Source organism: Actinosynnema sp. NPDC091369 (assembly GCF_044757065.1).
Lineage (GTDB): Bacteria > Actinomycetota > Actinomycetes > Mycobacteriales > Pseudonocardiaceae > Actinosynnema.
Window position 1 is genome coordinate 433,846 of record NZ_JBIVUG010000001.1, and the last position, 25,932, is coordinate 459,777.

Genomic DNA, 25,932 nt, shown 5'->3' on the forward strand with positions numbered 1-25,932 from the left:
TCAGATCTCGGAGCGCAGCTTCGCCAGGACGGCGGACACCCACGACCAGGCCACGACCGCCGCGCCGTACAGCAGGACCGTGCCCGTTCCGGTGCCCATGAACGGCATCGGCGTCAACGACAGCACGCCCGCCGCCACGCTCGCCCACGCCCACGGGCCGGTCAACTTCCTCGCCAGCACGAAGAACGCCACCACCAGCGCGGGGAACGCGACGAAGAACGCCACGCCGTGCAGCACGCCGTGCCACGACAGGTCGGCCGGCTGACCCTCCGGCGCGCCGGCCGGGAAGCCGAACGCCGGGTCGGCCACGAACACCCCGCCGCCGATCATGCCGACCGCGAAGAGTCCGATCAGGACGGGCACCGCCGTGCCGACCCTTCCGGTGCGGCGCAGGCCGACCGCGGCGGCCAGGAACAGCAGTCCGCAGAGGACGAAGTTCGTGATCTGGAGCCACCCGCCCGGGCCGAGGGAGAGGAAGCTGAACGGGTGGCGGGTCAGGTCGAAGCCCTCGCGGGTGAACGCCTGGGCGAAGCCGGTGACGAGGTAGAGCGGGCCCGCCAGGACGCCGCAGCCGAGCAGCAGCCTGGTGGTGCCGGTGCCGGTGCCGGTCCGGGTGCCGGTGCTGGTGCCGTCGTGCCGCAGGGTGGTCATGCCAGGTCTCCCATCCAGGCCGACCAGGACTCCTCGTCGCGGTGGTCGTCGGCGAACACGGCGTGCATCGCGATCAGGACGCCGGGCATGCCCTGGAAGAAGCGGTACAGGGCGCGGTCGGTGCGGATGCCGATCGTCTGGGAGTTGGCGAAGTAGACGACGCCGCCGTCCAGGTCGGCCCGGTCGCCGGTGCGCGGCGCGTGGTCGAGGCCGAGCTTGCCGCCGAGCCGCTGCCACAGGGCGGGCCAGTCGGTGATCGGCGGGCCGAAGACGGTGAGCGGCCGGGCCGTGCGGCCCGCGAAGTGGCGCAGGTAGGTGACGAGGGTCTGCCAGAACATCTCACCGCCCGCGGTCATGGCCTCGAACTCCTCCTCCCAGTCGTCGCCGGGCAGGAAACCGCCGGCGACCATGCGCAGCACAGTGCTGCCCCGGTCACGCCCCTCGACCAGGAACTCGTAGGCGACGAACCGGCCGTCGGGCTCCTTGTCGCCGCCGTAGGCCAGGTGCTCGCCGGGCTCCCAGGCGGTGATCGGGTGCGCCGGCTGGTAGCCGCCGAACGCCTGCCGGACGACCGCGCCCGGCTCGACCTCGTTCTTGCCCATGAACCACGAGTCGATGCCGGGGCCGGTGGCGATGGCCTCCCAGACCTGCTCCGGCGTGACGCCGGCCAGCTCCACTTCGCTGATGCCTTCGAACGCGTGACCCATGGTCACTCCTTCGGGATGCTGGGGTGGACGGCGACGACGACGCGGTGCGCGCGTCCGCCGGTCGCGGTGTCGTCGTGGTACTTCGCGACCAGGGACGTGACGGCGGCGGCCAGCTCCTCGGCGAACGCCGCGCGGTCGGCGGCGGTGGCGAAGCGGACCTCGCCGTCCAGCGCGAAGGTGGCGACCTTCTTGTCCGCCTTGGCCGCGCCGGTGACGAGCTTCCCGACGTCGCGGACCAGCCGGGCGGCCACGGCGAGGAGCCAGCGGGCCGACAGGCGGTCGGGGGCGCGTTCCGGGTCGGGTTGGACGGCGGCCAGCGCCGCGGGCGAGATGACGTAGGACGCGGCGGTGGCGCGCATGACCCGTTCGGTCATGTTGCCCTTGCGGCGTTCCTCGGCCAGCTCGACCAGCCCGTGCTGCTCCAGCGTGCGCAGGTGGTAGTTCACCTTCTGCCGGGGCAGGCCGATCCTGGCCGCCAACATCGTCGCCGAGCTCGGCTGGGCCAGTTCGGCCAACAACCTCGCCCGCACCGGGTCCAACGACACCTCGGCCACCGCCGGGTCCTCGATCACCGCCACGTCCAACATGCCCCAACCCTCCCACCGACAACTCTCCTCGTCAAGACAACCTTTCTTGTCGGACCCGAGAGTCCTACGTTCGCGCCGCGCGAGTCCTACGTTCAGAACCCGTGAGTTCAACGCTCAGACACGCCACCGCTTGTCGTGAGCGTTGAACTCGCGGTGCGTGAACGTAGGACTCTCGGGCGCTGGAGGTAGGACTCTCGCGTTTGCGTAAGGGAAGGAGGGAGGTGGTGCGTTGGTGGTGCGGGGGTTGTCAGCGGGGGTGGGGAGGGTGGGGGCATGGGGATGAACGAGGGGACGAACGAGGGAGTGCAGTGGTACAGGCGGGTGTGGGTGGGGCCGTTGGGGTTCCTCGTGCTGGTGTTCGTGGCGTTCTCGTTGCCGCCGTACCTCACCGTGGACCCGGCGTTGTCGCGCGTGCCGCGAGCCGAGGGGTACCCGTGGCACTACCCGGTGCTGGTGGCGCACGTGCTGTTCGGGTCGGTGGCGATCCTGACCTGCGTGGTGCAGGTGTGGCCGTGGTTCCGGCAGCGGTACCCGGCGGTGCACCGGGTGGTCGGCCGGGTCTACGTGCTCGGCGGGGTGCTGCCGGCCGGCGTCACGGCGATCGCCATCGGGGCCGTGTCGCCGTTCGGGCCGCTCAACCAGGCGGGCACCGTGCTGATGGGCGCGCTGTGGCTGGCGTTCACCGTCGCCGGGTTCCGGATGGCCCGGCAACGGCGGTTCGTCGACCACCGGCGGTGGATGATCCGCAGCTTCGCGCTCACCGCGTCGATCATGAGCAACCGGATCTGGGCGGTCGTCGCCGCGCTCGCGCTGTCACCGCGGCTCGACACGACGTTCGGCGGCAGCGAGGTCGCGCTCTTGCAGGCGATCTCCGGGCTGGCCGCGTGGCTGGGCTGGGTGGTGCCGCTGCTGATCGCCGAGTGGTGGCTGGAACGCGGTGACGCCCGCAAGCGCCGGCGCCGGAGCGCCGCGAGGTCGGAGCGGCAGCCGGTAGGTCAGAGCGGCAGCCGGTAGGCGTCTGAGCCCTGCTCGAAGTCGAGCAGCTGACGCTTGCGGGCCAGCCCGCCGCCGTACCCGGTGAGGTCGCCGTTCGCGCCGACCACCCGGTGGCACGGCACGATGATCCCGATCGGGTTGCGGCCGTTGGCCAGCCCGACGGCCCGCGCCGCCGACGGACGGCCCAACCGCTGCGCGAGCTCCCCGTACGTCACCGTCTCGCCGTAGGGGATCTCGCACAGCGCCCGCCACACGGTCCGCTGGAACGGCGTCCCGATCGGGTCCAGCGGCAGGTCGAACGCCGTCCGCCCGCCGTCGAAGTACTCGGCCAGCTGCGCGATCACGTCCCCGAAGGGCGAGGGGTCCTCGGGGCCGAACGCCTCGTCGCCCGGCCGGTGCCGCTGCTCGGTCATGTAGAGCCCGGACAGCACGCCGTCGTGCGCGACCAGGGTGAGCGGTCCGACGGGGCTGTCGACCGTGGTGTGGCTCATCGGTGGCACGTCCTTTCAGGCGGGCAGCCGGTTGACCGCGTGGTCACCGGTGGCCCAGAGGTACTGGACGGCGTACGCCCGCCACGGGCGCCACGCCTGGGCCCGCCGCACCAGGGCGGCGGGCGTGTCGGGCAGGCCGAGGGTGCGTGCCGCGATGCGGATGCCGAGGTCGGTGGGGAGGAACGCGTCGGGGTCGCCCAGCGCCCGCATCGCGATCACCTCCACCGTCCACGGCCCGAAGCCGGGCAGCGCCAGCAGGTCGGCCCGCGCCTTGTCCCAGTCCGCGCCGACGCCGAGGTCCAGCGAGCCGTCGGCCAGCGCCTCGACCAGCGCCCGGAACGCCGTCTTGCGCGCCCGCGGCATCGCCAGCGCGGCCGGGTCCAGCGAGGCCAGCGCCTCGGGCGTGGGGAACAGGTGCGTCAGCCCGTGGTCGGTGATCGGCTCACCCACCGCGCGCACCAGCCGCGCGGCGTGGGTGCGGGCGGCGGCCGTGGACACCTGCTGCCCGAGCACCGCGCGCACGGCGAACTCGGCGGCGTCCACCGTGCCGGGCACGCGCCGCCCGGGACCGGCGTCGACCAGGGGTGCGAGCAGCGGGTCCGAGCGCAGCTGCTCGTCCACCGCGACGGGGTCGGCGTCGAGGTCGAGCATCCGGCGGCAGCGGGCGATGGCGATCGACAGGTCCCGCAGGTCGCTCAGCGCGAGCTTGCACGCCACGTGGTCGTCCTGCGGGGTCAACGTCACCACGCCGTGCCCGCGCGGCAGCCGCAACGTCCGCCGGTACGCGCCGTCACGCCACTCCTCCACCCCCGGCACGCCGGTCGCGGCGAGGTGGCCGAACAGGTTGTCCGGTCGCAGCGGCGCGCGGAACGGCAGGCGCAGCGACAGCACGCCGGGCGTGTCGGGCGCGGGACGCCGGCGGGTGCGCAGGTCGGTCGGCGACAGCGCGAACACCTCGCGCACGGTCTCGTTGAACGCGCGGACGCTGGCGAACCCGGCCGCCAGCGCGACCTCCGCCATGGGCAGCACGGTGGTCTCGATCAGCAGCCGGGCGGTCTGCGCGCGCTGCGCCCTGGCCAGCGCCAGCGGTCCCGCGCCCAGCTCGGCCAGCAGCAGCCGTTCGACCTGCCGGACGCTGTAGCCCAGGCGCACGGCGAGGCCGGGCACGCCCTCCCGGTCGACCACGCCGTCGGCGATCAGCCGCATCGCCTTGGCCACCGAGTCGGCGCGGTGGTTCCACAGCGGAGAACCCGGCGACGCGTCGGGCCGACACCTCTTGCAGGCCCGGAATCCCGCTTGTTGGGCCGCCGCCGCGCTCGGGTAGAAGCGCATGTTCCCCACCTTCGGCGGGGTGACCGGGCAACTCGGCCGGCAATAGATCCGGGTGGTCAGGACCGCGGTGAAGAACCACCCGTCGAACCGGGCGTCTTTCGACCGCACGGCCCGGACACAACGTTCCGCGTCTTCGTGCACCGCACCAGCATCCGGCAAAGTCAGGCGCCGTGGCCGGCGGAAATGCGACATGGATGGAATCGGGCCGGATCCGGGCGCGCCGCACCTCGCTGTGCGGCGGCCCGGGAGGGCGGCGTCGCCCTTCGTCCGGACACCGGCTAGTTGTGCGCCGGGGCGGCGAGCCGGGCCAGCAGGTCCAGCCTCACCTCGGCCCGGTCGCGGCGGTTCGCGTCCAGCACCGTCCTCAGGATCGGGCAGACCCGTGCTTCACCGGGGACACCCCGGTCCTCACGGGCCGTGACCGGCGGACGGGCGGTCCGCACCGGGTCAACTCCGCTCGGCATGGCAGGTCGCCGCACCGTTCCACCGACCGGGTCGGTTCGGTGCGCACCGCTGAGAAGACCCCCAGGACCCCTCAGCGCGCCACGAGCTGCCATGAGCGGTAGTTGCCTGCGAAACCACTGTGACCGGTCCCTTCGCACAACCTGTCGACGTCACCTGCAACGTCCGGGCCAGCTTGTCAGCGCAAGTCGTTAGGGTGGACTGACAAGGGCTCCACGGGTTCGCAAAAGACCTGTTCACGCGCTCACATCCGGTTTTCCGGTCCGGAACACCGGATCTTGAGGAGGCACGCCGCGGATGGCTGGTTCCGGGCAGGGGTCGGGTCCCCGCGCCGTGTTCGCGGAGCGGTTCGCGCTGCTGTACGCCGAAGCGGGTGATCCACCGCTGAAGAAGGTGACCGAGTCGGTCGGCCGCGCGCGGCGCACCGACGAGCGCGGCCGGCCGGTCCGGGCGACCGCGCAACGGGTCAGCGACTGGCGTCGCGGGCGCAACGTGCCGGCCAGGTTCTCGGCACTCTCGGTAGTACTTGAAATTTTGATCGGTGAGGCGCGGAAGTCCCGCCCACAGCCGCCCGCGGCCGGGTTGTACGACCTGGACGCGTGGCGCGCGCTGTGGGAGGAGGCGCTGGCGAGCCCGGTGTCCTCGCCCGAGGACGAGGACCCGCCGAGCTCCGACGAAATCGGTGTGTGCCCTTATCGGGGATTGGCCGCGTTCCAGCCCGAGGATTCCAGTTGGTTCTTCGGCCGGGAACGCAGCACGGCCGCACTCGTGTCCCGATTGGGCAGTGCCGCGGACACCGGCGGAATCGTGATGCTGGTCGGCGCGTCCGGTGCCGGGAAATCGTCACTGGTGCGCGCCGGAGTCATCCCGTCCATTCGCGACGGCGCGTTGGCGGTGCCCGGTTCGACGAATTGGCCGGCGGTCGTCATCACGCCCGGCGCGGACCCGGTGAAGGAATTGGTCCGGCAGCTCCCGGAATTGGCCGACGTGCTGGACATGGCGCTCACGCTGGACGGGATGGACCAGGACCTGGTGGCCTCCGGGCAGGGTCCGGACACGTTCCTCGGGCAGACGCTGATGGGCGTGCTGCGGTTCGCCGCGCAGATCCGGGCGGCGTTCGCGGCCCACGCGCAGCGGCACGGCAGCGACCGCGTGGTGGTCGTGGTGGACCAGTTCGAGGAGGCGTTCACGCTGTCCTCGGACGAGAACCGGCTCCAGGTGTTCGTGCAGGCGCTGCACGTGGCCTGCACGCCCGCGGTGCCCGGCGGCACGGCCCCCGCGCTGGTGCTGGTGGGCGTGCGGGCCGACTTCTACGGCCGCTGCCTGGCGTTCCCGGAGCTGGCCGACGCGCTGCAGGACCGGCAGATGGTGCTGGGCCCGATGACGTCGGCGGAGCTGCGGGAGGCGGTGTCGCGGCCCGCGAAGGCCGCGGGCCTGCAACTGGAGCCGGGGCTGATCGAGCTGATGCTGCGCGACCTGGGCGTGCGCAGCGGGCGGGCGCAGGCGCGGACGGGCCAGGGCGCGTACGACGCGGGCGCGCTGCCGCTGCTGTCGCACGCCCTGCTGGCCACCTGGCAGCGCAGGCAGGCGGGCAAGCTGACCATCGCGGGCTACCGCTCGGCGGGCGGCATCCAGGGGGCGGTCGCGGCCACCGCGGAACGGGCGTGGGCCGACCTCGCGCCCGAGGCGCAGCACGCCGCCCGCCCGTTGCTGCTGCGGCTGGTGCGCGTCGGCGAGGACACCCAGGACACCCGCCGCCGCTCCACCCGGCACGAGCTGGTCGAGCAGGCCGCGAACCGGGCCGCGGGCGAGGAGGCGCTGGAGGTGCTGGCGCGGGCCCGGCTGGTGACGCTCGACGCGGGCTCGGTGGAGATCACGCACGAGGCGCTGCTCCAGGCGTGGCCGCGGCTGCGCAGCTGGATCGACCAGGACCGCGAGGGCCAGCTCCTGCGGCAGCGGCTGGAGGAGGACGCGGCGTCGTGGGCCGCGCAGGACCGCGACTCGTCGCTGCTCTACCGGGGCGCGCGGCTGGAGACCGCGCGGCACTGGGCGGACGCGGCCGGTCCGGAGGGGCTGACCGGCACCGCCCAGGACTTCCTCGCCGTGTCGACGCAGCACCGCAGACGTGCCGCGTGGGGCAGACGCGCGGCGGTGGCGTGCGTGGTGGTGCTCGCGCTCATCGCCGCCACCGCCGCCGTGCTGGCCGTGCGGCAGCGGGACGACGCGGTGTTCCGGCAGGTGGTGGCCGAGGCGGACCGGTTGCAGGAGTCCGACCCCTCGCTGTCGGCGCAGCTGGCCCTGGTGGCGCACCGGATGCGCCCCGACGACCGGGACGTGCAGACCCGCCTGCTGTCCACCCAGACCTCGCCGCTGGCGACCCCCCTGGTCGGGCACACCGGCCCGGTGTACCTCACGTCCTTCTCCCCCGACGGCAGGTTCCTGGCCACCGCCAGCTTCGACCAGACCGTGCGGCTGTGGGACCTGCGGGACCAGAACGCCCCCAGGCCGCTGGGCTCGCCGCTGGCCGGCCACCGCAGCTGGGTCACCTCGGCGGTGTTCAGCCCGGACGGCAAGACCCTGGCCACGGCGGGCAACGACACCACCGTGCGGCTGTGGGACGTCAGCGACCCGGAACGCCCGCGCTCCCTCGGCGAGCCGTTGAACGGCGGCAACGGCACCGTGTACCTGCTGGCGTTCACCCCGGACTCACGGACGCTGGCCACCGCGAACGAGGACAAGACCGCCCGGCTGTGGGACGTGACCGACCCGGCCGCGCCCCAGCGGCTGGGCGAGCCGCTCGGCCGGCACACCGGGCAGGTCCGCGCGGTGGCGTTCAACCGGGACGGCACGCTGCTGGCCACGGCGGGCGACGACGGGACCGCCGTGCTGTTCGACGTGCGCGACCGGCAGCGCCCCGTCCCGGTGGGCGAGCCGATCACCGGGTTCGACAACACCGTGCACTCGGTGGCGTTCAGCCCGGACGGGCGGACGCTGGCGGCCGGCAGCGAGGACCACACCGTGCGGCTGTTCGACGTGGCGGACCCGGCCGCGCCGCGCTTGGTCGGCCGCCCGTTGACCGACCACACCGAGGGCGTCTGGTCGGTGGCGTTCAGCCCGGACGGCCGGGTGCTCGCGTCCGCCGGCGGCGACGGCACCACGCGGCTGTGGAACACCACCGACCCGGCGCGCCCGATCGCGCTCGGCCGGCCGCTGACCGGGCGCAACGGCATCGTGTACGCGGTGGCCTTCAGCCCGGACGGCCGCACCCTGGCCACCGGCAGCCTCGACTCGGTGGTGCGGTTGTGGTCGCTGCCGCACGGCGTGCTCGTCGGGCACTCGGCGCGCACCATCGGACCCCGCTTCACCCCGGACGACCACCACCTGGTGTCGGGCAGCGAGGATCAGTCGATCCGGGTGTGGGACACCAGCGATCCGGCCAACCCCGTGTCGACCACGACGCTGTCGCACGGCGCGGGCGTGTGGTCGGTCGCGTTGAGCGAGGACGGGCTCACGCTGGCCAGCGTGAGCGACGACATGGTCCGGCTGTGGGACTTCGCGGACCCGCACCGACCCCGGCCGCTGGGTGAGCCGATCGCGGTGGGCACGCGGTACAGCTCGCCGGTGGCGTTCCGGCCCGACGGCGAGGTCCTGGCGACCGGCGCGGACGACTACTCGGTGCAGCTGTGGGACCTCCGCGACCGCGCGAACCCCGAGCCGCTGGGGCAAGCGCTCGTCGGCCACACCGAGTACGTGCACTACGTCGGGTTCACCCCGGACGGGAGGACGTTGATCACGGCGAGCGCGGACAAGACCGTGCGGCTGTGGGACGTCACGGACCCGGCGACGGCCCAACCGATCGGGCACCCGCTGACCGGGCACAGCGGCGCGGTGCGCGCGGGCGACGTCAGCCCGGACGGCCGCACCCTGGCCACCGCGAGCGACGACGGCACGATCCGGCTGTGGGACGTGTCCGTGCCGAACCGGGTCCAGTCGATCGGCGCGCCGTTGACCGGGCACGTGGAGGCGGCGGTGACGGTGGCGTTCAGCCCGGACGGGCGGACGCTGGCCAGCGGCGGCGAGGACCGCACCATCCGGCTGTGGGACGTGCGCGACGTCCGCCGGCCGACCGCGATCGGCCAGGTGCTGACCGGGCACGACGGCGGGCTGCGGGACATCGCGTTCAGCCCGGACGGCGGCCGGCTCGCGTCGAGCAGCTCCGACAGCACGGTCCGGGTGTGGGACCTGGACCTGGGGCACGTGATCGACCGGGTCTGCGTCAAGACCAAGGCCGTGCTGCCGGAGGAGCGGTGGCGCGAGCACCTGCCGCAGCTGGACTACGAGCCGCCCTGCCCCTGACCGACCCGCCCCGCCGGCCGGCCCCGAACCTCCCCGTGGTCTGGACCGCACCGGACCGCCCACGACCCGGTCGCGCCCGGTCACGGGCCCTGACCTGCGGCTCGGCTCGCCGACCGGGGCGTCTCCCGGTCCGGGAGAGGTGAAAATCGCTCATGGACTTCCGGTGGAACGTGACTACGTTCTACAGATCATGCGTTTACTTGCCAGGGTGGGGAGCCCGCAGGCGGCGATCACGGCGCTGACCGGGATCACCGCGCTCTACATGGGTCTCGTGGTGTTCGGCAACGTCACCGACTACGAGACCAACCACGCGTTCGTCCGGCACGTGCTGGCGATGGACACCACGTTCGGCTCGCCCGACACGTCGTGGCGCGCGATCACCAGCCCGGCCGTCGTGACCGCGGTCTACGTGCTGATCATCCTGTGGGAGGCGGTCACCGCGCTGGTGCTGCTGGCCGGGCTGGTGGCCTGGCTGCGGCGCCGCGAGGAGGTCGCGCGCCGGCTGTCGTCCGCGGGCTGGGTGATGCAGGTGCTGCTGTTCGGCGGCGGGTTCATCGCGATCGGCGGCGAGTGGTTCGTCATGTGGCAGTCGAAGGACTGGAACGGGCTGTCGGCCGCGTTCCAGAACTTCGTCGTCGCCGCGCTCGGGCTGGTGCTGCTGCACGCGGGCAAGAGGGACTGAACCGCGCGGGACCGGAGGCCGTCACCCCTCTCCGACGGCCTCCGGTCCGGCGTCACCCCCGCCAGAAGTCGAGCCGGTGCTCGGCCCGGTAGTCGACGCCGGTGATCGCGCCCGGCGCGAGCGACTGCACGTGCCGCCCCTCGCCGAACGCGGGCCAGCGCGGCAGCCCTTCGGCATTCGGGTCGCCGGTGCGGGCGAACGCGGTCCAGTACCGGATCATCGCGTCCGACAGCTCGCGCTGCCGGTCGGTGAGCTCCTGGTCCGGGAACAGGTAGCCGATGTCCGTGCTGTGGCTCGCGCCCTGCTCGGACGCCCCCTCGTCGGCGAACTCGAACGCGAACGTCGGCGTGTGCGCGGACAGCAGTTCGTGCTGCCGGAACGTGGGCCGCGCCCACACCCGGTCGGTGAGCACGGCCGCCCACGCCCGGCTCGGGCTCTCGAACGCGGTCAGCGGGTACTCCCGCTCCACCTCGGCCGCCCGGTCGCCGAACGCGGCCGCGAGCAGCCGCGGGTAGTCCTCGGCCGTGACGGGTCCGCGGAAGACCTCCACGAGACCCCGGTGCTCGTGCCGCGTGTTGCCGGCCAGCACGGGCACCCGCGCGACCTCACCGGACGCGAACGCCTCGACGGGCAGCTCCGGCAGGTCCGCGTTCCCGTACCCGAAGGGCTGGAAGATGTTCATCACCTGCGGGTGCTCCAACACCTTCTCCACCGGCAGCGCGCGCAGGCAGTCGATGTCCGCGCAGCCGAGCTCGACGGCGACCATCCGCCCGATCTGCTCGATCTCGGCCGTGTCCCGCCAGGCGAGCCACGGCAGCGCGCCCAGGCCCGGGTACCACGCCTCGGCGGGCAGGTCGACCAAGGCGAACCCGCTGTGCATGATCACCTTGTGGAACAGGCCGCGGGAGGCGGGTGAGATCAGGTGCGCCGCGGTGGCCGACGCGCCGTAGGAGACGCCGAACAGCGTGACGTTCCCGGGGTCGCCGCCGAAGGCCGCGATGTTGCGCCGCACCCAGTCCAGCGCCTCGCGCTGGTCCCGCAGGGCGAACGCGCCGGACCCCTCCAGCCCGGCCAGGCCGAAGCCGCCGAACACGCCCAGCCGGTAGTTCAGCGTCACGACCACCACGTCCCCCTTGGTGGCCAGGGCGGTGGCGTCGAAGTCGTGGCCCGCGCCGATCGAGCCGTCGCCGTGCAACCAGACCATGACCGGCCGGCGGCCCTCGGTGGACGGCGTGGTGACGTTGAGGAACAGGCAGTCCTCGTCCGTCGACCTGGTGTCCGAATAGGACGAACCGACCTGCGGGCACGGGTTGCCCGGCTTGGTCGCGTCCCGGACGCCCGCCCAGTCCGCCGCCCGCTGCGGTGACCGCCAGCGCAGCTCGCCCCTCGGCGGCACGGCGTACGGAATCCCTTGGAACAGCGCGTGGTCGGCGCGGACGACGCCGCGCACCTCGCCGTTCTCCACCCGCACGACGTCGGATCGCTCCACGTCACCACCCCCGCATGCCGTCACGACCAGGACGGCGGTCGCCGCCGTGATCAGTGCCCGCGTCCCCCGACGCATGTGCTACCCCCTTGTGGTGGCGAGCTCCACCGCGGTGAGGAGCTCGCGTTCGCAGAGGTCGAGGTCGACCTCCGCGTGCTCGGCCGCCCTGGCCAGCACGCCGTTGCGCAGGGCCAGCACGAAGATCGCCACGGTGTCCGCGTCGAAGTCGCGGAACTCGCCCCGCCGCTGCCCCTCCCGGAGCAGGTCGGCCATCTTGCGGTGGTCGTCGTCCGCGTTGTCGGCGACCGAGACGTGCGGCCGCACCTGCGCCAGCGCCACCATGTGCGCCCGGTGGGCGGCCAGGAACCGCAGGTTGGCGCTCAGGAACGCGCGCAGCTCGCCGGCCGCGGTGTCCGAGCGGTCCATCCGCTCCAGCACGAACTCGGCGAACTTCCGCCGGACCTCCGCGTAGACGGTGTCCACCAGCTCCTGCTTGCCCTTGAAGTGGTACGAGATCAGCCCCGTGCTGCTCAACCCGGCGCGGGCGGCGATCTGCCGGAACGAGGTCGCCCCGTAACCCAGCTCGGCCAGGACCTCGATCGCCGCGGCGACGATCTGCGCCCGTCGTGCCTGCTCGGTCACGGACTTTGCTCGCATGAGCAAAATTTAGCACACGTGAGCAAAGTCGGCGAATAAATAGCGCGTGACCAGCGCGAACACTGCGATAGGGTCGCCGCCCAGGGGAGTTCGGTCGCGCAGCAGGGGGGACCAACGACGATGCAGGTGCCGGAGTTCCACCGCGCGGTGGCCGCGGCGACGTCGATCGCCGCGTCGCTCGGCCTGGCCGTCCAGGGCCGCGACACCGTCGTCCTCCAGGACTCGAACAAGCTCACCCTGCGCCTGCTGCCGTGCGACGTGCTGGCCCGGGTGGCGCCGGAGGCGGAGCAGGTCGCGCGGACCGAGATCGCGCTCGCGCGCCGCCTGGTCGCGGCCGGGAGCCCGGTGGCCGCCCCGGAGCCCCGGGTGGAGCCGCGCGCCTACGAGCGTGACGGGTTCGTGGTCACGCTGTGGGCCTACTACGAGCCCGTGACGCCTCAAGCCCCACCGGCCGACTACGCCGACGCGCTCGTGCGGCTGCACGCGGGCCTGCGCCAGGTGGACGTGCCCGCGCCGCACTTCACGGACCGGGTCGAACAGGCTCAGCGGATCGTGGCGAGCCGCGAGCTCTCACCGGACCTCGCCGACGCGGACCGGGACCTGCTCGGCGGCGCGTTGCGCGACCTGCGGCGGGCGATCGTCCGGCGGGGCGGGACCGAGCAGCTGCTGCACGGCGAACCGCACCCCGGCAACCTGCTCACCACGTCGGGCGGACCGCTGTTCGTCGACTGGGAGACGTGCTGCCGGGGCCCGGTCGAGTTCGACCTCGCGCACGCGCCGGAGGACGTCGCCGACCACTACCCGGGCGTCGACCGGGCGTTGGTGGACGACTGCCGGCTCCTCGTGCCGGCGATGGTCACCGCGTGGCGCTGGGACCGGGAGGACCGGTTCCCCGACGGCCGTCGGCTGGGCGTCGAGGGGCTGGGTCGGCTCCGGGAGGCACTGCGTTCCCGCGCGACGCCCTAGCCGACGATCTGGCGGAGCTGGTCGAGCAGTTCGGCCCGGCTGGTGCAGCCCAGCCGCTGCCGGATGCGGGCCACGTGGTGCTCGACCGTCTTCGCCGAGATGAACAGGCGGTCGCCCACCTGCTTGTAGGTCAGCCCGCCGACGACCAGCTCGGCCACCTCGCGCTCGCGGTCGCTGAGCTTGCCCGCGTCGGCCTCCGCGACCGGCTCGGGTTGCTTGCGGGTGGTCGTGGCGGACCGGCCCTGGAGCAGCCGCGCGCAGTCCAGCAGCCGCACCATCGCCTGCCGGTCCGACGTCCGTATGGCGGCCTGCCCCGCGAGCCGGGCCGCGTCCCACCACTGGCCGACGGCCTGGAGCCCGCGCGCGGACTCCTCGACCTGGTCGGCGTCCACCTTGCCCGCCACCACGTCGAGCCAGCTCTCCGCCGCCGCCGACACGACCGCCGCGTACCGGCTCCGGTCGCGGCACGCGGCCAGCGACGCGGCGTGCTCCTCGGCGACGGACGTCTCCTCGGCGATGATCGCCGCGTGCAGCGCGCTCCAGTGCAGCGGCACGGCCCACAGGCACGGATCACCCAAGTCCCGCAACAGGTTCCGCGCGGCCGTGAGGTGCGGGGCGAGCCGGTGCTGGTCGCGCAGCCGCGCCGCGGCGGTGGCGAACTCGCCCAGCGGCAGGAACGTGAACAGGTCGACGGGGTGCCGCAGCACCGCCTCGCACGCCTGCTCCCACGTCCGCTTCAACGTCGCCACATCGCTGTTGCGCCGCGCCACGCCGATCTCCAGCGCCACCGCGAACAGCCAGTCGCGCGGCTCCAGCGGCCGGCCCGCCTTCCGCAGCGCCACCAGGGTTTCCCGCGCCTGGGCGAGGTTGCCGCGCTGCATCGCGATCCAGGCCCGCAGCAGCCGGTGCCGCACCACCATCAGCGCGCCGCCCGACGACGTCGCCATGGCCCGGTCCAGCACCGACTCGGCCACGCCCGGCTCGCCGCTGTGCAGCGCCACCAGCGCGGCCAGCGCGGCGGGCGTGTCCGGCAGCAGCACGGCCCGCCCGGCCGGTTCCAGCAACCCGGCCGCACGGACCAGAGTGGACAGCGCGGTGGTCGCGGACGACGTCACGGACTCCACCACGCCTTGCGCCATCAGCGATGCGCCACCGTCCAACATGGTCGGTGGCGCCACGGGCAGCGGCGCGGTCGGCAGCCGGCCCGTGCCGACCTGGCCGATCACCGCGAACGCCGACGACGTCGAGCTGGGCGACCACCGGTGCAGCTCGGTGCCGCGGGCCAGTTGGCCCCGGTGCGCCAGCGCGATCGCGGCGACCTCCGCCGCCGCGCCCCGGTGCGCCGTGTCACCGCTGGAGATCACCTGGTCCGCGAGCCGCATGGCCGCGTCGAGGTCGCCCGCCATCGCCGACGCCACCGCCCGCCGCACGGCCACCTCCGGCCCGGCCGTGCCGATGGCGGCCAGCAGCCGCGCGGCCAGCGCCGGGTCGGTGGCCAGCGCCTCGTCGGCCGCCGCGCGGAACGCCTGCGCCATCCCGGGCCCGGCCGCACCCGGCTGGTCCCCGACGCCGACCAGCGGCCGCACCAGGTCGAGCACCGGGCCGCCGGACCGCAGCTGGAGCTCGGCCAGCCGCTGCCGCACCGCGATCCGCCGGTCGGTCCGGCTCAGCGCCGCCACCGCCAGCCGCGCCACGGGCAGCAGCGTGCCGTCCGCCGCGACCAGGCCGGTGGCCCGGCCCGCCTCGATCACGTCGCCGACCCCGTCCGCGTCGACCCCGAGCAGCCCGCCGAGCAGGTCCAGCCGCAGCGCCGCGCCCGCCTCGGCGGCCAGCAGGTACTTCTGCACGTCGGCGTCCAGCCAGTCCAGGTCGGCCCGGAACGACGCCACCACCTCGGGCGGCACCTCCGCCGCGGTCAGCCCGGCCAGCCGCCGCACGAACCGCGGCACGCCGCCGGTCTGCTGGTGCACGTAGTCGACCAGCCCCCGGGCGGACGCGGGCAGCACCGCCCGCACCTGCTCCCGGGTGAACGGCTCCAGCATCAGCGCGGGCCGCGCCCGGCCCAGCGACTCGGCCAGCGCCGCCAGCGCCCGCGAGCGCGGCCACGGGCGGTAGGCCACCACGACGTTCTCGGTGCCGCGCTCGACGAGGGAGCGCAGCGCCGCCAGCTCGGTGTCCGGCAGCAGGTGCGCGTCGTCCACCAGCGTGGCCGGCGCGCCGGCGTCCTCGAACGCGCGCGCGACCTCCCGCAGCACGGTGCTCTTGCCGTACCCGCCGGGCGCGACGACGCCGAGCCGCAGCACGGTGCCGGCCTCGATGGCGTCGAGGACCTGCGTGACGTGCTGCGACAACACCGGGCGCGCGGTAGTGCTCGGGCTCAACGGCCTTCCTCGCTGTCACGGGCGCGTCGCCCACCGGTCGGCACGAGCCCGCGCACGACGCGCTTCACCGTGCGCCGCTCCGGCAGGTCGAGCGGGGTGATGTCGACGGGCGGGCGGGGCGGCGGGGCGGTGAACTCCGCCTCCGGCGCGTCCAGGCCGCCCACGGGGAACCTCAGCAGCGGGTCGTCGTCGCGGACCATGACCGAGGTCTCGATCGGCTCGGGCTCGGCGTCCGGCCCGACCACGAGCTTGCGGGCGGCCAGCGCCGCGCCCTTGACCACCGAGGTCTCGGGTGCGGCCTCCAGCACCACCCGGCCGGGCACGGACGCCGCGACCAGCGGGATGCGGGCGCTGCCCCCGACCAGCACGGTCATCTCCACGCCCGCCGCCGCGACGCGTTCGAACACCGACACGGCCTGCTCCACGTGCGGTCGGATCAGGTCCTCGAACCGGGCGCGGGTGATCGGCACCTCCACCGGCCCGGACGGCAGGTGCACCGGGATCGAGGTCTCCAGCGTGCCGGACAGCACCCGCTTGGCCGCCTCGCAGTCGCGGCGCAGCCGGGCGAACAGGCCGCGGGTGCGCGGGTCGTCGGCGTCCAGCTCGGCCAGCGCCCGCCCGAGCGTGGCGCGCACGTGCGCGAACACCGCGTCGTCGAAGTCGACGCCCGCGGCCTGGTCGACGCCTTCGACGGCGTGGACCAGTTCGAAGCCCCGGCCCACGACGGACGCGCTGAACGCGTGGCTGCCCAGGCTGAACACGCCGAGCGACCCGGCGAAGGACCGGGTGAACGCGTGGTTCTCGGCCGCCGCGACCGGCTCGGGCACCAGTGTCACCTCCAGGCCGACCGACCGCAGCGCCCGGTGCGCCAAGCCCTTGGCGTGGGGCCCCCACCCCGGGGGGTGGGCGAGCACGATGTGCGCGGGCCGTTCGCCCTCGCGGGCCGCGACCTGGTCGGCGACCCACATGACCAGCAGCGCGGTCAACTCCTCCGCCGCGCACCGCTCGCCGCCCGGGGCATCGGGCCCCCGGGGGTCGAGCCCCAGCACGAGCGGCACGGTGTCGCCGACCCGGCGGCCGAAGCCGGTGGCCGTCCACCGCGGGTCGCCCGGCTCGCCGACCGCGAACGCGCCGTCGGGGGTGAGCTGCAACGTCGACGCGACGCCGCCGCCGGGTCCGCCGAGGCCGACCACCTCGGGTTCGCCGCGCCCCGCGCCGCCCAGCCGGCACACGGCTGCGGCGGTGCGCGTGGTGCCCACGTCGACCCCGAGGACGTACGGCAACTCGGAGCCTCCTCAACTCACCTGAACGAAGTACGGGCAGTACCTACACGGGTTACGAGAAGGTCACAAGGTCATCCCCTAATCCCCTAGGGAGTGAACGAGCACCACCCCATAGTGGATGCGCGATCTACTGGGAGTAATCCCCGATGGCCGGTTCTCCCCCCGGCCCTACCTTGATCACCAGGCCGGACCCCACCCCTGCCGGGCCGGCTCCCCGCGTCCTACTCGACCAGGAGACATCCATCATGGGCTCCAGCCCCAACACGCTGCACGACTTCGTTCTCGACCTGCTCAGCGACCCGACCGCGCTGGCCGACTTCCAGGCCGACGCCGAGGGCACCCTGGCGAGGGCGGGCCTGAGCGACATCAGCGCCCTGGACGTGCAGGAAGTCATCCCGCTGGTGCTCGACTACGTGCCGACCGGGAGCCTGCCCGCTCTCGACGGCTCGCTGGTCGAGGACCTGCCGCTCGACCTGGTCGACGCAGGCCAGGCCGGCGCGATCTTCCGGCTCAAGGCCGTCACCGACCAGCTCGCCGTGTCGGGTGCCACCGGCGCCGGCGACGTCAAGGCCGCCGTGGCGGGCACGCTCAGCGCGGACGCCGACGGCCTGTCGGTGTTCGGCGGCGTGTCGAGCTGGGACCTGCTCGACGGCGCCGCCTCGGCGGAGCTGTCGGTCGAGGGCGACTTCTCCGCGGTGGGTGACGTGACCGACACCCTGGACGGCACGCTGCACACCGCCACCGGCCAGGTCGGGGACCTGACCGGCACGGCGACCGGCACGCTGGACGGTGCCGCCGCCACCGCGGGTGGGGTCACCGGCATGGTGCCGGACGCGGACGGCCTGACCAGCACCGCGTTCGGCACGCTCGACACGCTCAACGGCGTGGTCAGCGACGTGACCGGTGGCCTCACCAGCTCGCTGCCCGTCGGCGGGCTCGGCGACGTGGCGGGCCTCGACCACGTGACCGGCCTCGGCGACGCGCTCGGCGTGTCCGGCTCCGCGCACGGCTCGGCCGACTTCGACACCCACGGCGCCGCTCCCCTGTCCGACGTCACCGGGACCGTCGCGCACGTCGCCGACACCGCCGGCGTCGGCGGCGTCGTGAGCAACGTCACCAGCACGGTCGACAGCCTGGACCTGCCGGTCGTCGACTCGCTCGGCGTGGACGACCTGCTCTTCTGAGTCCGGTCCACCACCGGGGGGCCGGTCCTGTCCGCTGGACGGGACCGGCCCCCGCCGCGTTCCCGGACTTTCACCCGGACGGGTTTTACCGGCACACTCTGCCGGGTGATGTCCGCGCCCTGGCTCGACGTGCTCGACGACACGATCCGGGCTTGCGCTGCGCACAACCGGCCCGACCTGGCCGAACGGTTGCGCGACAAGCGCGCCCGCCAGCTGGACCCCAAGCTCCGCGTGCTCGTGATCGGCGAGCCGAAGCAGGGCAAGAGCCAGCTCGTGAACGCGATGGTGAACGCCCCGGTCTGCGCGGTGGGTGACGACGTCACGACCACCGTCCCCACTTTCGTGCAGCACGCGGAGACCCCGTCGGCGGCGCTCGTGCGCGGCGCGTCCATCGCGAACACCCCCACCGAACGCATCCCCGTGCCCCTCGACCAGCTCGCGGACCAGGTCAGCGCGAACCACTTCCACGGCGGCGACCTGGTGCGCGCCGAGGTCGGCATCCCGCGCGCCCTGCTCGACTCGGGCCTGGTGCTGATCGACACCCCCGGCGTGGGCGACCTGCGGCCCGCGCACACCGCGAGCACGTTCGCCGCGCTGCTCCAGGCCGACGCGGTGCTCATGGTCTCCGACGCCACGGCCGAGCTGACCGGGTCGGAGCTGGAGCTGCTCAAGCAGGTCATGACGTCGTGCCCGAACGTGATCCTGGTGCTCACCAAGATCGACATCGCGGCGCAGTGGCGGCGGGTGGTCGAGCGCAACCGCGCGCACCTGGCCCGCGCGGGCGTGGCGGTGAAGCTGATCCCGGTGTCGGCGGCGCTGCGGCTGCGCGCGGCCAAGACCGGCGACAAGGCGCTCAACGCCGAGTCCGGCTTCCCCGAGCTGCTGACGTGCGTGCAGAAGGACATCCTGGCCGCCGCCGACCAGCTCGCCCGCCGCACCATCGCGGTCACCGCCGCGTCCGCGATCAAGCAGCTCGTCGCGCCGGTGCGCGAGGAGCTGTCCGCCCGCGCCGCCCAGGGCCCGGAGAAGACCATCGCCGCGCTCAACGAGGCGCAGCGCCGCATCGACGAGCTGCGCCGCCGGTCCGCGCGCTGGCAGACCGTGCTGGCCGACGAGATGGCCGACCTGGTCTCGGACATCGAGTACGACCTGCGCGACCGCACCCGCCGGATCATGCGCGAGGTGGAGAAGACGTTCGAGACCGCCGACCCGGCGCTGGGCTGGGACCGGTTCGAGGCGTGGCTGGAGGACAACCTCACCGAGGCCGCGACCACGAACTTCGCCTGGCTGCTCGACCGCTCGGAGTGGGTCGCGGAGAAGGTGGCCAAGAGCTTCCCGGTGGCCCGCGACGACCTCCTGCCCGAGTCGATCTTCCGGGACGACGTGCTGGACCGGGTCGCGCCCATGGACAAGCCGGTGATCGAGCGGTTCAGCCTGGCGCAGAAGGCGTTCACCGGGTTGAAGGGCTCCTACGGCGGCGTGCTGATGTTCGGCCTGGCCACCAGCCTGGCCGGGATGCCGCTGATCAACGCGATCTCGCTGGGCGCGGGCGCGCTGTTCGGCGGCAAGTCGATCATCGACGAGAGCGACCAGCGGCTGCGCCGCAGGCAGGCCGCCGCCAAGGCCGCCGCGGCCCGGCACGTGGACGACTTCTTCCTCAAGTTCAGCAAGGACTGCCGCGACGCGGCCCGCCACATCCAGCGCAGCCTGCGCACCCACTTCTCCACGCTGGCCGAGGAGTTGCAGGAGACGCTGCTCGAATCGGCCCGCAGCGCGCGCCGCGCCGTGCAGGACGACAACACCGAGCGGGAGCGGCGCAACCGCGACGCGAAGCGGGAGCTGGACGACCTCGTGGCGCTGTACCAACGCGTCCAGGCGATCGCGGGTGGCCAGGCGCCGCCCCTGGGGATCAGCGCATGACGCCTCCGGGCGAGGCGGTGCCGGGCACGACGTTGGAGGACGAGGTCTGGGCGCTGCTGGAGGACGCCCTGTCGGTCTACCGGGACAGCCCGCGCGCGGTGTCGTGGCTGCGCGGGCACCAGGCCCGGTTCGGCGAACCGGTGCGGGTGGCCGTGGCGGGCGCGCCCCGGTCCGGGAAGTCCACTGTGGTCGGTGCGCTGATCGGCGAGGAGTTCGCCCCGACCGGCGCCACCACGTGGTACCAGGACGGGCCGCGGCCCAGGGCGCACGTCGGCCAGTACGAGGTGCCGGTGCTGCGCCGCGACGGCAAGGCGTTCGTCGACGCGCCGGACGCCGAGCGGGTGACCGTGGAGTGGCCGTCGCGGTCGTTGCGCGACCTCACCCTGATCGACACGCCGGCGGGCGCGCCGGTCGAGCACGTCTACGGCGAGGCCGACGCGGTGCTGTACCTGACCAGGCACATGCACACCACCGACGTGCGGTTCCTCCAGACCGCGCACGACCACCCGGTGGCGCGGGTCGCGCCGGTCAACACGGTGCTGGTGCTGTCGCGGGCCGACGAGATCGGCGGCGGCCGGATCGACGCGTTGTCCTCGGCCAAGCAGATCGCCCGCCGCTACCGGCGCGAGGCGACGGTGACCCCGTTGTGCCAGAACGTGGTCGCGGTGGCCGGGCTGCTCGCGGTGGCCGCGCGCACGCTGCGGGCGGAGGAGTTCGCCGCGCTGGCCGCGCTGGCGTCGTTGGCGCGCACCGAGCTGGACGAGCACCTGCTGTCCGCGGACCGGTTCGTGGCCGAGGACTTCCCGGTGCGGCTGGACCCGGCGGTGCGGCGGGGGCTGGTCGACCGGTTCGGCATCTTCGGCGTGCGGCTGACCACGACGTTGATCCGGCAGGGCTTCGACACGCAGGTCAAGCTGACCGGGCAGCTCGTGCAGCGCAGCGGGCTGGGCGAGCTGCGGGACTCCATCGGCATCTACTTCACCGAGCGGCGCGAGGTGCTCAAGGCGCGGGCCGCGCTGCTCGGGCTGGACGTGGTGCTGCGCGCCGAGCCGCGGCCCGGCTCGGTCGGGCTGGCCGCGGCGGTGGAACGGGTCCTGGCTTCGGCGCACGACTTCCGGGAGCTGCGGCTGCTGGCCGCGTTGCAGGGCGGGCGGACGCGGCTGCCGGGTGAGCTGGACGCGGAGGCGGCGCGGCTGGTCGGCGGGCTGGGGACGAACCCGGTGGTGCGGCTGGGGATGGACCACGAGCCGACGGAGGGCGAGCTGCGGCACGCCGTGCTGGACACGCTGGGGCGGTGGCGGGAGCACGCCGCGGACCCCGCGCTGGACCACGGGCAGCGGCGGGCGGCGGCCGTGGTCGTGCGCAGTTGCGAGGGTATGCTGGCGCAGCTGGTCGGGTGAGCGGCCGGGGTGGCGCGGCTGGTCAGTTCAGCGCCGCGGCCACCGCCCGGACGGCCGCCGAAGGGGTGCGGCGCGGGTCGGTGACCAGGTAGAGCGTGCTGTCGGGCAGTTCGCGGACCCGGTGCAGGGTGCCCGCGTCGAGCTGCTCGGCCACCGCCACGCGCGGCAGGACCGCCCAGCCCAGGCCCGCCACCACGCACGACCGCACGGCCTCGATGCTGCCGAACCGGGTGATGCTCGGCGTGGCGGGCAGCTCCCGCACGAACCGGTCGCTGTAGGAGCAGCCCTCCTCCAGCAGGAAGTACCGCTCGTCCAGCACCACGCCGGGCGCGCTGACCAGCTCGATCGGCTCCACGCCGACCGCGGTCACCTTCAGGCCCGGCGCGACCAGCGAGTCCTCCAGCACCAGCGCCAGGTCGAGGGTGCCGTTGCGGACCCCGGCCAGCGCCTGGCGGGTGCCGGCGGGCGAGAGGTGCACGGAGATGCCCGGCCAGCGCATGGCCACGTCCGCGACCCGCTGCGGCAACCGGTAGGCGCACACCGATTCGGGCGCGGCCATCCGCACGTCGCCCTCCACCGCCGTGCTGCCGCGCACGGCGTCGCGCAGGCGTTGTTCGGCGGTCAGCACCTCGCGGGCGTGCTCGACGGCCTGCCGACCCGCCTCGGTCAGCCGCGCACCGCTGGGCAGCCGGTCGAACAGCCGGGCGCCGAGGTGCCGTTCCAGGGCTTTGACCTGGCTCGTCACCGTCGACTGCACGAGGTGCAGCTCCGCCGCGGTGGCGGTGAAGCTGCCCGTGCGCGCGAGCACCAGGAGGGTGCGCAGGAGGCGGGTGTCCACCGCATCGACAATACCGATCGGACAGATCGCGGGGAATCGTTGGACTCGATGAGGGGTGGTGGGAGAGGCTTGTCGGCATGAACGACGTGCCTGAACCGGCGGTGCTCCGCTACTCCGCCTTCACCACCGACCCCGCCGGCGGCAACCCGGCCGGTGTCGTGCTCGACGCTACCGGCTTGACCGAGGCGGCGATGCTGGAGATCGCCGCCGACGTCGGCTACTCCGAGACCGCGTTCCTGGTCCCGCGCGACGGCGACGGGTCGGAGTTCGACGTGCGGTATTTCAGCCCGCTGGTGGAGGTGCCGTTCTGCGGTCACGCCACCGTCGCCACCGCGGTCGCGCTGGGTCGGACCGGCACGCTGCGCTTCCACACGCCCGCCGGGTTGGTGGAGATCGCCGCGACGCCCGGCGAGGCGAGCCTGACCAGCGTGCCGACGTCGTCCACGCCCGCGTCGGAGGACGACGTGGCGGCGGCGTTGCGGGCCCTGGGGTGGTCGGCCGACGACCTCGACCCGCGCTACCCCGCGCACTGGGCGTTCGGCGGGTCGCGGCACCTCGTGCTGGCCGCGCGGACGCGGGAGCGGTTGGCGGCGCTGGACTACGACTTCGACGCGCTGGCCGACCTGTTGCGCGCCAACGACGCCGTGACGGCGCAGCTCGTGCACCAGCGGGACGAGGACGTGTTCGACGCGCGCGACCCGTTCCCGGTGGGCGGCGTGGTGGAGGACCCGGCGACCGGGTCCGCGGCGGCGGCGTTCGGCGGCTACCTGCGAGCCGTCGGGCGGGTCGGGCGGCCGAGGTCGATCACCATCCACCAGGGCGTGGACATGGGGCGGCCCAGCCTGCTCCGCATCCGGGTGTCGCCCGACGACCCGCGGGTCACCGTGACCGGCGCTGCGGTGCCGATCGCGGGTTAGCCGCTCAGACGCGTTCCAGCACCACTACGGGGATCTCGCGGTCGGTCTTCCTGGCGTAGTCGTCGTAGGCCGGCCAGACCTCGGTCATCAGCTTCCAGAGCTCCGCGCGCTCCTCGCCGGTCGCGGTGCGGGCCCGTGCCCGGAACACGTCCGACTCGACCTGCACCTCGGCCTCGTTGCGGGCTTCGAGGTTGCGGTACCAGGCGGGGTGCTCCGGCGCGCCGCCGTACGAGGCGACGACCACGTACGCGTCACCGCGGGGCTGGTAGATCAACGCGGTGCGGCGGGGCTTGCCGGACTTGCGGCCGGTGGTGGTCAGCAGGAGCGTGAAGACCCCTGGCTGCCACTCGTGCCCCTCCGCGCCGCCGGTCTCGACGTACTTGCGGATGTGCTCGTTGACCCAGTCGACCGGGCTGTTCACCACTGACATGGTTCGAAGCTACCGACAACGCGACGGGGCCGCCGGTCGTGCACTCCGCAATGCCGACCGGCGGCCCCGAACGGGGTGGGGACGTCCGCCTCGCACCCCCTTGGCCCATCACCTGCCTCCCGGCGTCACCCGGCGCTGCCGCCCGCGTAAGCGGTGTTCCGGGGTCGCTCGACCACGCCACGGGGACGTGGTGCGGGAGCGGGACGGCCGACGTCCCGACTCAGTAAATCTGGCTCGCGCGGCGCATGTGCCCTCCTCGGCTCGACGGGACTTCGCCAACTATGACGGGAGGCAAGGCTGGCGGCTCATACGAAAGGGGGATAGAAGAGCGTTATGCCCGAGCTTGAGCTACGCCACCTGCGCGCGGTGTGCGCGATAGCCGAAGAAGGCAGCCTCACGAAGGCCGCCTCGCGCCTGGGCCTCACGCAACCCGCGATGAGCGCCCAGCTGCGGACCGTCGAGCGGATCGTCGGCGGTCGCCTGTTCGACCGCAGCCCCGGCGGTTCCCTGCCCACCGACCTGGGCCGACAGGTCGTCGGCACGGCCAGGCTGGTGCTCGACGAGGTCGAGCAGCTGGTGTCGCTGGCCCGCGAGCGGACCCGGGACGGCCGGGCGGGGCCGTTGCTGGTGGGCGGGGTGCCGACGTTGTTCTTCGGGCACTTCGTCGAGGAGCTGCGGCGGGTGATCCCCTGTTCGGAGGTCCGCACCGAGATCATGCCCGGGGCCTCGGACCTGCTGGAGCTGCTGGTGTCCGGCCAGGTGCAGCTCGGCGTGCTGGACCGGTTCGAGGGGCTGGAACGGCGGGAGCTGCGCGGGCTGGAGCTGCGCCGGCTGGTGAGCGAGCCGCAGTTCGTGGCGCTGCCGGAGACCGACCCGCTGGCCGCCCAGGAGGACGTCGACCTCGCGCAGCTGGCCGACCGCGACTGGGTCGCGCCGCCGGACGAGTTCGTCGGCAACCGGTTGCAGATCTTCACGGTGTGCGCGGCGGCCGGGTTCACGCCCCGGTTCAGCCACCACGTGAACGAGGCCAGCACGGCGCGCAGCCTGGTCGCCAACGGGGCGGTGTCGTTCGCGCTGCCCCAGTCCCGCAGCGGGGACGGCATCGTGATCCGGCCCTTGCGCGGCGCGCCGCTGATGGTGGACCTGATGCTGGCCACCCGGCGGGAGGGGCCGGCGGCGGGGCGGGCGCACGACGTGTTCGCGGCGGCGGCCCGCGCGTACCGGGCGGTGCTCCCCCGCAACCCCGGCTACGCCAGGTGGTGGGAGGAGCACCCCGAGGCGCACCGGGAGATCGACGCGGCGTTGTTGGCGGGCGGTTAGGCGGACCGGGTCAGGACTTGAGGGCGTCCTCGATGGTGGTCGGGGCGCGGCCGATCAGCTTCTCCAGGTCGGGGCGCACCTCGGCGAGCACGCCGCGGCTGATGTTGACCTCGATGTCGGCGAGCAGGTCGGCCACGAAGTCCGGCAGGCCGAAGCCCTTCAGGCCCGCGACGCGGTCGGGCCCGCTGACCGGCTGGTGGGTGGTGCCGGCGAGGGCGGCCAGCTCGTCGAAGCTCCACGCCCGCGGGCCGGTCAGCTCGTAGACGGCGTTCTCGTGGCCGGGCGTGCTCAGCACGACGGCGGCGGCCAGGGCCAGGTCGTCGCGGGACGCGCTGGCGATGCGGCCGTCACCGGCGGCGCTGACGATCGGGCCGGGCGCGTGCGGGAGGTAGTTCTCGTGGTACATCCCGTTGCGGAGGAACGTGAACGGGATGCCGGTGGCCCGGATCGCCTCCTCGGTCCCCTTGTGGACCTGCGCGAGGGAGAGCGGCGAGGTGTCCGCGTCGGTGACCGAGGTGTAGACGATGTGCCGCACACCGGCCTCGGCGGCGGCGCGGACGGCGTTGAGGTGCCGTCGCAGGCGGATCTCGTCCGGGCCGTCGACCGAGACGATCAGCAGCGTCTCCACGCCGGCGAACGCGTCGGCGAGGGGGCCGTCGAAGTCACCGGGGCGGACCTCGACGCCCCGGCGCTCGGCCTCCTCGGCCTTCTCCGGGTCGCGGACGGAGACCGCCAGCCGGTCGGCGGGCAGGCGGGCGAGGGTGTGGTCGAGGATCAGGGAGCCGAGGTGGCCGGTCGCGCCGGTGATCAAGGTCGTCATGCCGGCAACGCTAGGCACGAAGCTAACTAATCGTAAGTACCTACCTCTTCATCAGGTACTAACGAT

The 25,932-nt window shown here is 73.8% G+C and carries 22 protein-coding genes; 9 read left to right on the top strand and 13 right to left on the bottom strand.

Translation table 11 applies throughout. The annotated features are described in order from the left end of the window. Genes ACIQMJ_RS02080 through ACIQMJ_RS02090 form a run of 3 tightly spaced genes read right to left on the bottom strand, consistent with a single transcriptional unit; the run spans position 1 to position 1,945 of the window. On the bottom strand, positions 1-651 hold the full coding sequence (locus ACIQMJ_RS02080; protein ID WP_499759162.1) for a DUF998 domain-containing protein: 651 nt from the start codon (positions 649-651) through the stop codon (positions 1-3). Then, on the bottom strand, positions 648-1,358 hold the full coding sequence (locus tag ACIQMJ_RS02085) for an SRPBCC family protein (protein WP_499759163.1): 711 nt from the start codon (positions 1,356-1,358) through the stop codon (positions 648-650). Before ACIQMJ_RS02085 ends, ACIQMJ_RS02080 begins: the two co-directional genes overlap by 4 nt. Before the next feature lie 2 nt (positions 1,359-1,360). Further along, positions 1,361-1,945 (bottom strand): ArsR/SmtB family transcription factor, encoded by a 585-nt coding sequence (locus ACIQMJ_RS02090; protein ID WP_499759164.1) that lies wholly within the window; start codon positions 1,943-1,945, stop codon positions 1,361-1,363. A 273-nt stretch (positions 1,946-2,218) separates the two neighbouring features. Here ACIQMJ_RS02090 and ACIQMJ_RS02095 point away from each other — a divergent pair, with 273 nt between their 5' ends. Then, positions 2,219-2,959, top strand: coding sequence for a DUF2306 domain-containing protein (locus tag ACIQMJ_RS02095; protein WP_499759165.1), 741 nt, complete (start codon positions 2,219-2,221; stop codon positions 2,957-2,959). On the opposite strand, the gene ACIQMJ_RS02100 is transcribed toward ACIQMJ_RS02095, so the two are convergent. The 3 genes from ACIQMJ_RS02100 to ACIQMJ_RS02110 form a co-directional block, all read right to left on the bottom strand. Then, complete coding sequence (locus ACIQMJ_RS02100) at positions 2,941-3,432, bottom strand: methylated-DNA--[protein]-cysteine S-methyltransferase (RefSeq protein WP_499759166.1); 492 nt, start codon at positions 3,430-3,432, stop codon at positions 2,941-2,943. The two genes, ACIQMJ_RS02095 and ACIQMJ_RS02100, sit on opposite strands and share 19 nt — an antisense overlap. 15 nt (positions 3,433-3,447) lie before the next feature. Beyond that, positions 3,448-4,905, bottom strand: a complete 1,458-nt coding sequence (locus tag ACIQMJ_RS02105; RefSeq protein ID WP_499759167.1) for a DNA-3-methyladenine glycosylase 2 family protein — start codon at positions 4,903-4,905, stop codon at positions 3,448-3,450. Positions 4,906-5,042: 137 nt separating this feature from the next. Further along, entirely contained in the window at positions 5,043-5,228 is a 186-nt protein-coding gene (locus ACIQMJ_RS02110) for a hypothetical protein (protein ID WP_499759168.1), read from the bottom strand. A 295-nt stretch (positions 5,229-5,523) separates the two neighbouring features. Between ACIQMJ_RS02110 and ACIQMJ_RS02115 the strand changes: the two genes are divergently transcribed. Both ACIQMJ_RS02115 and ACIQMJ_RS02120 read left to right on the top strand, forming a co-directional pair. Next, positions 5,524-9,582, top strand: coding sequence for an nSTAND1 domain-containing NTPase (locus tag ACIQMJ_RS02115; protein ID WP_499759169.1), 4,059 nt, complete (start codon positions 5,524-5,526; stop codon positions 9,580-9,582). Between the two features lie 208 nt (positions 9,583-9,790). Next, complete coding sequence (locus ACIQMJ_RS02120; protein ID WP_499759170.1) at positions 9,791-10,264, top strand: DUF2165 domain-containing protein; 474 nt, start codon at positions 9,791-9,793, stop codon at positions 10,262-10,264. Positions 10,265-10,316: 52 nt separating this feature from the next. Here ACIQMJ_RS02120 and ACIQMJ_RS02125 read toward each other — a convergent pair whose 3' ends face one another. Together ACIQMJ_RS02125 and ACIQMJ_RS02130 are read right to left on the bottom strand one after the other, a co-directional pair. Beyond that, entirely contained in the window at positions 10,317-11,753 is a 1,437-nt protein-coding gene (locus tag ACIQMJ_RS02125; protein ID WP_499759171.1) for a carboxylesterase/lipase family protein, read from the bottom strand. A 78-nt stretch (positions 11,754-11,831) separates the two neighbouring features. Continuing rightward, the gene (locus ACIQMJ_RS02130; RefSeq protein WP_499759172.1) at positions 11,832-12,407 is read right to left on the bottom strand and encodes a TetR/AcrR family transcriptional regulator; all 576 of its coding nucleotides are present in this window, start codon (positions 12,405-12,407) and stop codon (positions 11,832-11,834) included. 120 nt (positions 12,408-12,527) lie between these two features. On the opposite strand from ACIQMJ_RS02130, the gene ACIQMJ_RS02135 reads away from it, so the two are divergent. Next, a complete protein-coding gene (locus ACIQMJ_RS02135) occupies positions 12,528-13,373 on the top strand; it encodes a phosphotransferase (protein ID WP_499759173.1) in 846 nt (281 codons plus the stop codon). On the opposite strand, the gene ACIQMJ_RS02140 is transcribed toward ACIQMJ_RS02135, so the two are convergent. Both ACIQMJ_RS02140 and ACIQMJ_RS02145 read right to left on the bottom strand, forming a co-directional pair. Continuing rightward, positions 13,370-15,754: a helix-turn-helix transcriptional regulator gene (locus tag ACIQMJ_RS02140; protein WP_499759174.1), complete on the bottom strand. Its 2,385-nt coding sequence runs from the start codon at positions 15,752-15,754 to the stop codon at positions 13,370-13,372. The genes ACIQMJ_RS02135 and ACIQMJ_RS02140 overlap by 4 nt on opposite strands. Continuing rightward, positions 15,751-17,037 (bottom strand): Hsp70 family protein, encoded by a 1,287-nt coding sequence (locus ACIQMJ_RS02145; RefSeq protein ID WP_499759175.1) that lies wholly within the window; start codon positions 17,035-17,037, stop codon positions 15,751-15,753. Before ACIQMJ_RS02145 ends, ACIQMJ_RS02140 begins: the two co-directional genes overlap by 4 nt. 245 nt (positions 17,038-17,282) lie before the next feature. On the opposite strand from ACIQMJ_RS02145, the gene ACIQMJ_RS02150 reads away from it, so the two are divergent. The 3 genes from ACIQMJ_RS02150 (at position 17,283) to ACIQMJ_RS02160 (ending at position 21,541) form a co-directional block, all read left to right on the top strand. Continuing rightward, positions 17,283-18,221, top strand: a complete 939-nt coding sequence (locus ACIQMJ_RS02150) for an IniB N-terminal domain-containing protein (protein ID WP_499759176.1) — start codon at positions 17,283-17,285, stop codon at positions 18,219-18,221. A 108-nt stretch (positions 18,222-18,329) separates the two neighbouring features. Next, entirely contained in the window at positions 18,330-20,141 is a 1,812-nt protein-coding gene (locus ACIQMJ_RS02155) for a dynamin family protein (protein ID WP_499759177.1), read from the top strand. Further along, on the top strand, positions 20,138-21,541 hold the full coding sequence (locus ACIQMJ_RS02160; RefSeq protein WP_499759178.1) for a P-loop NTPase family protein: 1,404 nt from the start codon (positions 20,138-20,140) through the stop codon (positions 21,539-21,541). The genes ACIQMJ_RS02155 and ACIQMJ_RS02160 overlap by 4 nt, the downstream gene beginning before the upstream one ends. Before the next feature lie 22 nt (positions 21,542-21,563). On the opposite strand, the gene ACIQMJ_RS02165 is transcribed toward ACIQMJ_RS02160, so the two are convergent. Beyond that, a complete protein-coding gene (locus ACIQMJ_RS02165) occupies positions 21,564-22,379 on the bottom strand; it encodes a LysR family transcriptional regulator (RefSeq protein ID WP_499759179.1) in 816 nt (271 codons plus the stop codon). 77 nt (positions 22,380-22,456) lie between these two features. Here ACIQMJ_RS02165 and ACIQMJ_RS02170 point away from each other — a divergent pair, with 77 nt between their 5' ends. Further along, on the top strand, positions 22,457-23,296 hold the full coding sequence (locus ACIQMJ_RS02170) for a PhzF family phenazine biosynthesis protein (protein WP_499759180.1): 840 nt from the start codon (positions 22,457-22,459) through the stop codon (positions 23,294-23,296). A gap of 4 nt (positions 23,297-23,300) precedes the next feature. On the opposite strand, the gene ACIQMJ_RS02175 is transcribed toward ACIQMJ_RS02170, so the two are convergent. Continuing rightward, positions 23,301-23,726: a nitroreductase family deazaflavin-dependent oxidoreductase gene (locus tag ACIQMJ_RS02175; protein WP_499759181.1), complete on the bottom strand. Its 426-nt coding sequence runs from the start codon at positions 23,724-23,726 to the stop codon at positions 23,301-23,303. 333 nt (positions 23,727-24,059) lie between these two features. Here ACIQMJ_RS02175 and ACIQMJ_RS02180 point away from each other — a divergent pair, with 333 nt between their 5' ends. Continuing rightward, on the top strand, positions 24,060-25,046 hold the full coding sequence (locus ACIQMJ_RS02180; RefSeq protein WP_499759182.1) for a LysR family transcriptional regulator: 987 nt from the start codon (positions 24,060-24,062) through the stop codon (positions 25,044-25,046). 10 nt (positions 25,047-25,056) lie between these two features. Here ACIQMJ_RS02180 and ACIQMJ_RS02185 read toward each other — a convergent pair whose 3' ends face one another. Beyond that, positions 25,057-25,866, bottom strand: coding sequence for an SDR family oxidoreductase (locus ACIQMJ_RS02185; RefSeq protein ID WP_499759183.1), 810 nt, complete (start codon positions 25,864-25,866; stop codon positions 25,057-25,059). Positions 25,867-25,932: the final 66 nt, after the last annotated feature.

What these genes read in the sequence shown, in the direction of transcription:
- ACIQMJ_RS02170 (WP_499759180.1), top strand. Translation starts at nt 22,457, where the DNA reads ATGAACGACGTGCCTGAACCGGCGGTGCTCCGCTACTCCGCCTTCACC.
- ACIQMJ_RS02150 (WP_499759176.1), top strand. Translation starts at nt 17,283, where the DNA reads ATGGGCTCCAGCCCCAACACGCTGCACGACTTCGTTCTCGACCTGCTC.
- ACIQMJ_RS02115 (WP_499759169.1), top strand. Translation starts at nt 5,524, where the DNA reads ATGGCTGGTTCCGGGCAGGGGTCGGGTCCCCGCGCCGTGTTCGCGGAG.
- ACIQMJ_RS02160 (WP_499759178.1), top strand. Translation starts at nt 20,138, where the DNA reads ATGACGCCTCCGGGCGAGGCGGTGCCGGGCACGACGTTGGAGGACGAG.
- ACIQMJ_RS02095 (WP_499759165.1), top strand. Translation starts at nt 2,219, where the DNA reads ATGGGGATGAACGAGGGGACGAACGAGGGAGTGCAGTGGTACAGGCGG.
- ACIQMJ_RS02135 (WP_499759173.1), top strand. Translation starts at nt 12,528, where the DNA reads ATGCAGGTGCCGGAGTTCCACCGCGCGGTGGCCGCGGCGACGTCGATC.
- ACIQMJ_RS02155 (WP_499759177.1), top strand. Translation starts at nt 18,330, where the DNA reads ATGTCCGCGCCCTGGCTCGACGTGCTCGACGACACGATCCGGGCTTGC.
- ACIQMJ_RS02085 (WP_499759163.1), bottom strand. Translation starts at nt 1,358, where the DNA reads ATGGGTCACGCGTTCGAAGGCATCAGCGAAGTGGAGCTGGCCGGCGTC.
- ACIQMJ_RS02180 (WP_499759182.1), top strand. Translation starts at nt 24,060, where the DNA reads ATGCCCGAGCTTGAGCTACGCCACCTGCGCGCGGTGTGCGCGATAGCC.
- ACIQMJ_RS02175 (WP_499759181.1), bottom strand. Translation starts at nt 23,726, where the DNA reads ATGTCAGTGGTGAACAGCCCGGTCGACTGGGTCAACGAGCACATCCGC.
- ACIQMJ_RS02100 (WP_499759166.1), bottom strand. Translation starts at nt 3,432, where the DNA reads ATGAGCCACACCACGGTCGACAGCCCCGTCGGACCGCTCACCCTGGTC.
- ACIQMJ_RS02130 (WP_499759172.1), bottom strand. Translation starts at nt 12,407, where the DNA reads ATGCGAGCAAAGTCCGTGACCGAGCAGGCACGACGGGCGCAGATCGTC.
- ACIQMJ_RS02090 (WP_499759164.1), bottom strand. Translation starts at nt 1,945, where the DNA reads ATGTTGGACGTGGCGGTGATCGAGGACCCGGCGGTGGCCGAGGTGTCG.
- ACIQMJ_RS02185 (WP_499759183.1), bottom strand. Translation starts at nt 25,866, where the DNA reads ATGACGACCTTGATCACCGGCGCGACCGGCCACCTCGGCTCCCTGATC.
- ACIQMJ_RS02110 (WP_499759168.1), bottom strand. Translation starts at nt 5,228, where the DNA reads ATGCCGAGCGGAGTTGACCCGGTGCGGACCGCCCGTCCGCCGGTCACG.
- ACIQMJ_RS02080 (WP_499759162.1), bottom strand. Translation starts at nt 651, where the DNA reads ATGACCACCCTGCGGCACGACGGCACCAGCACCGGCACCCGGACCGGC.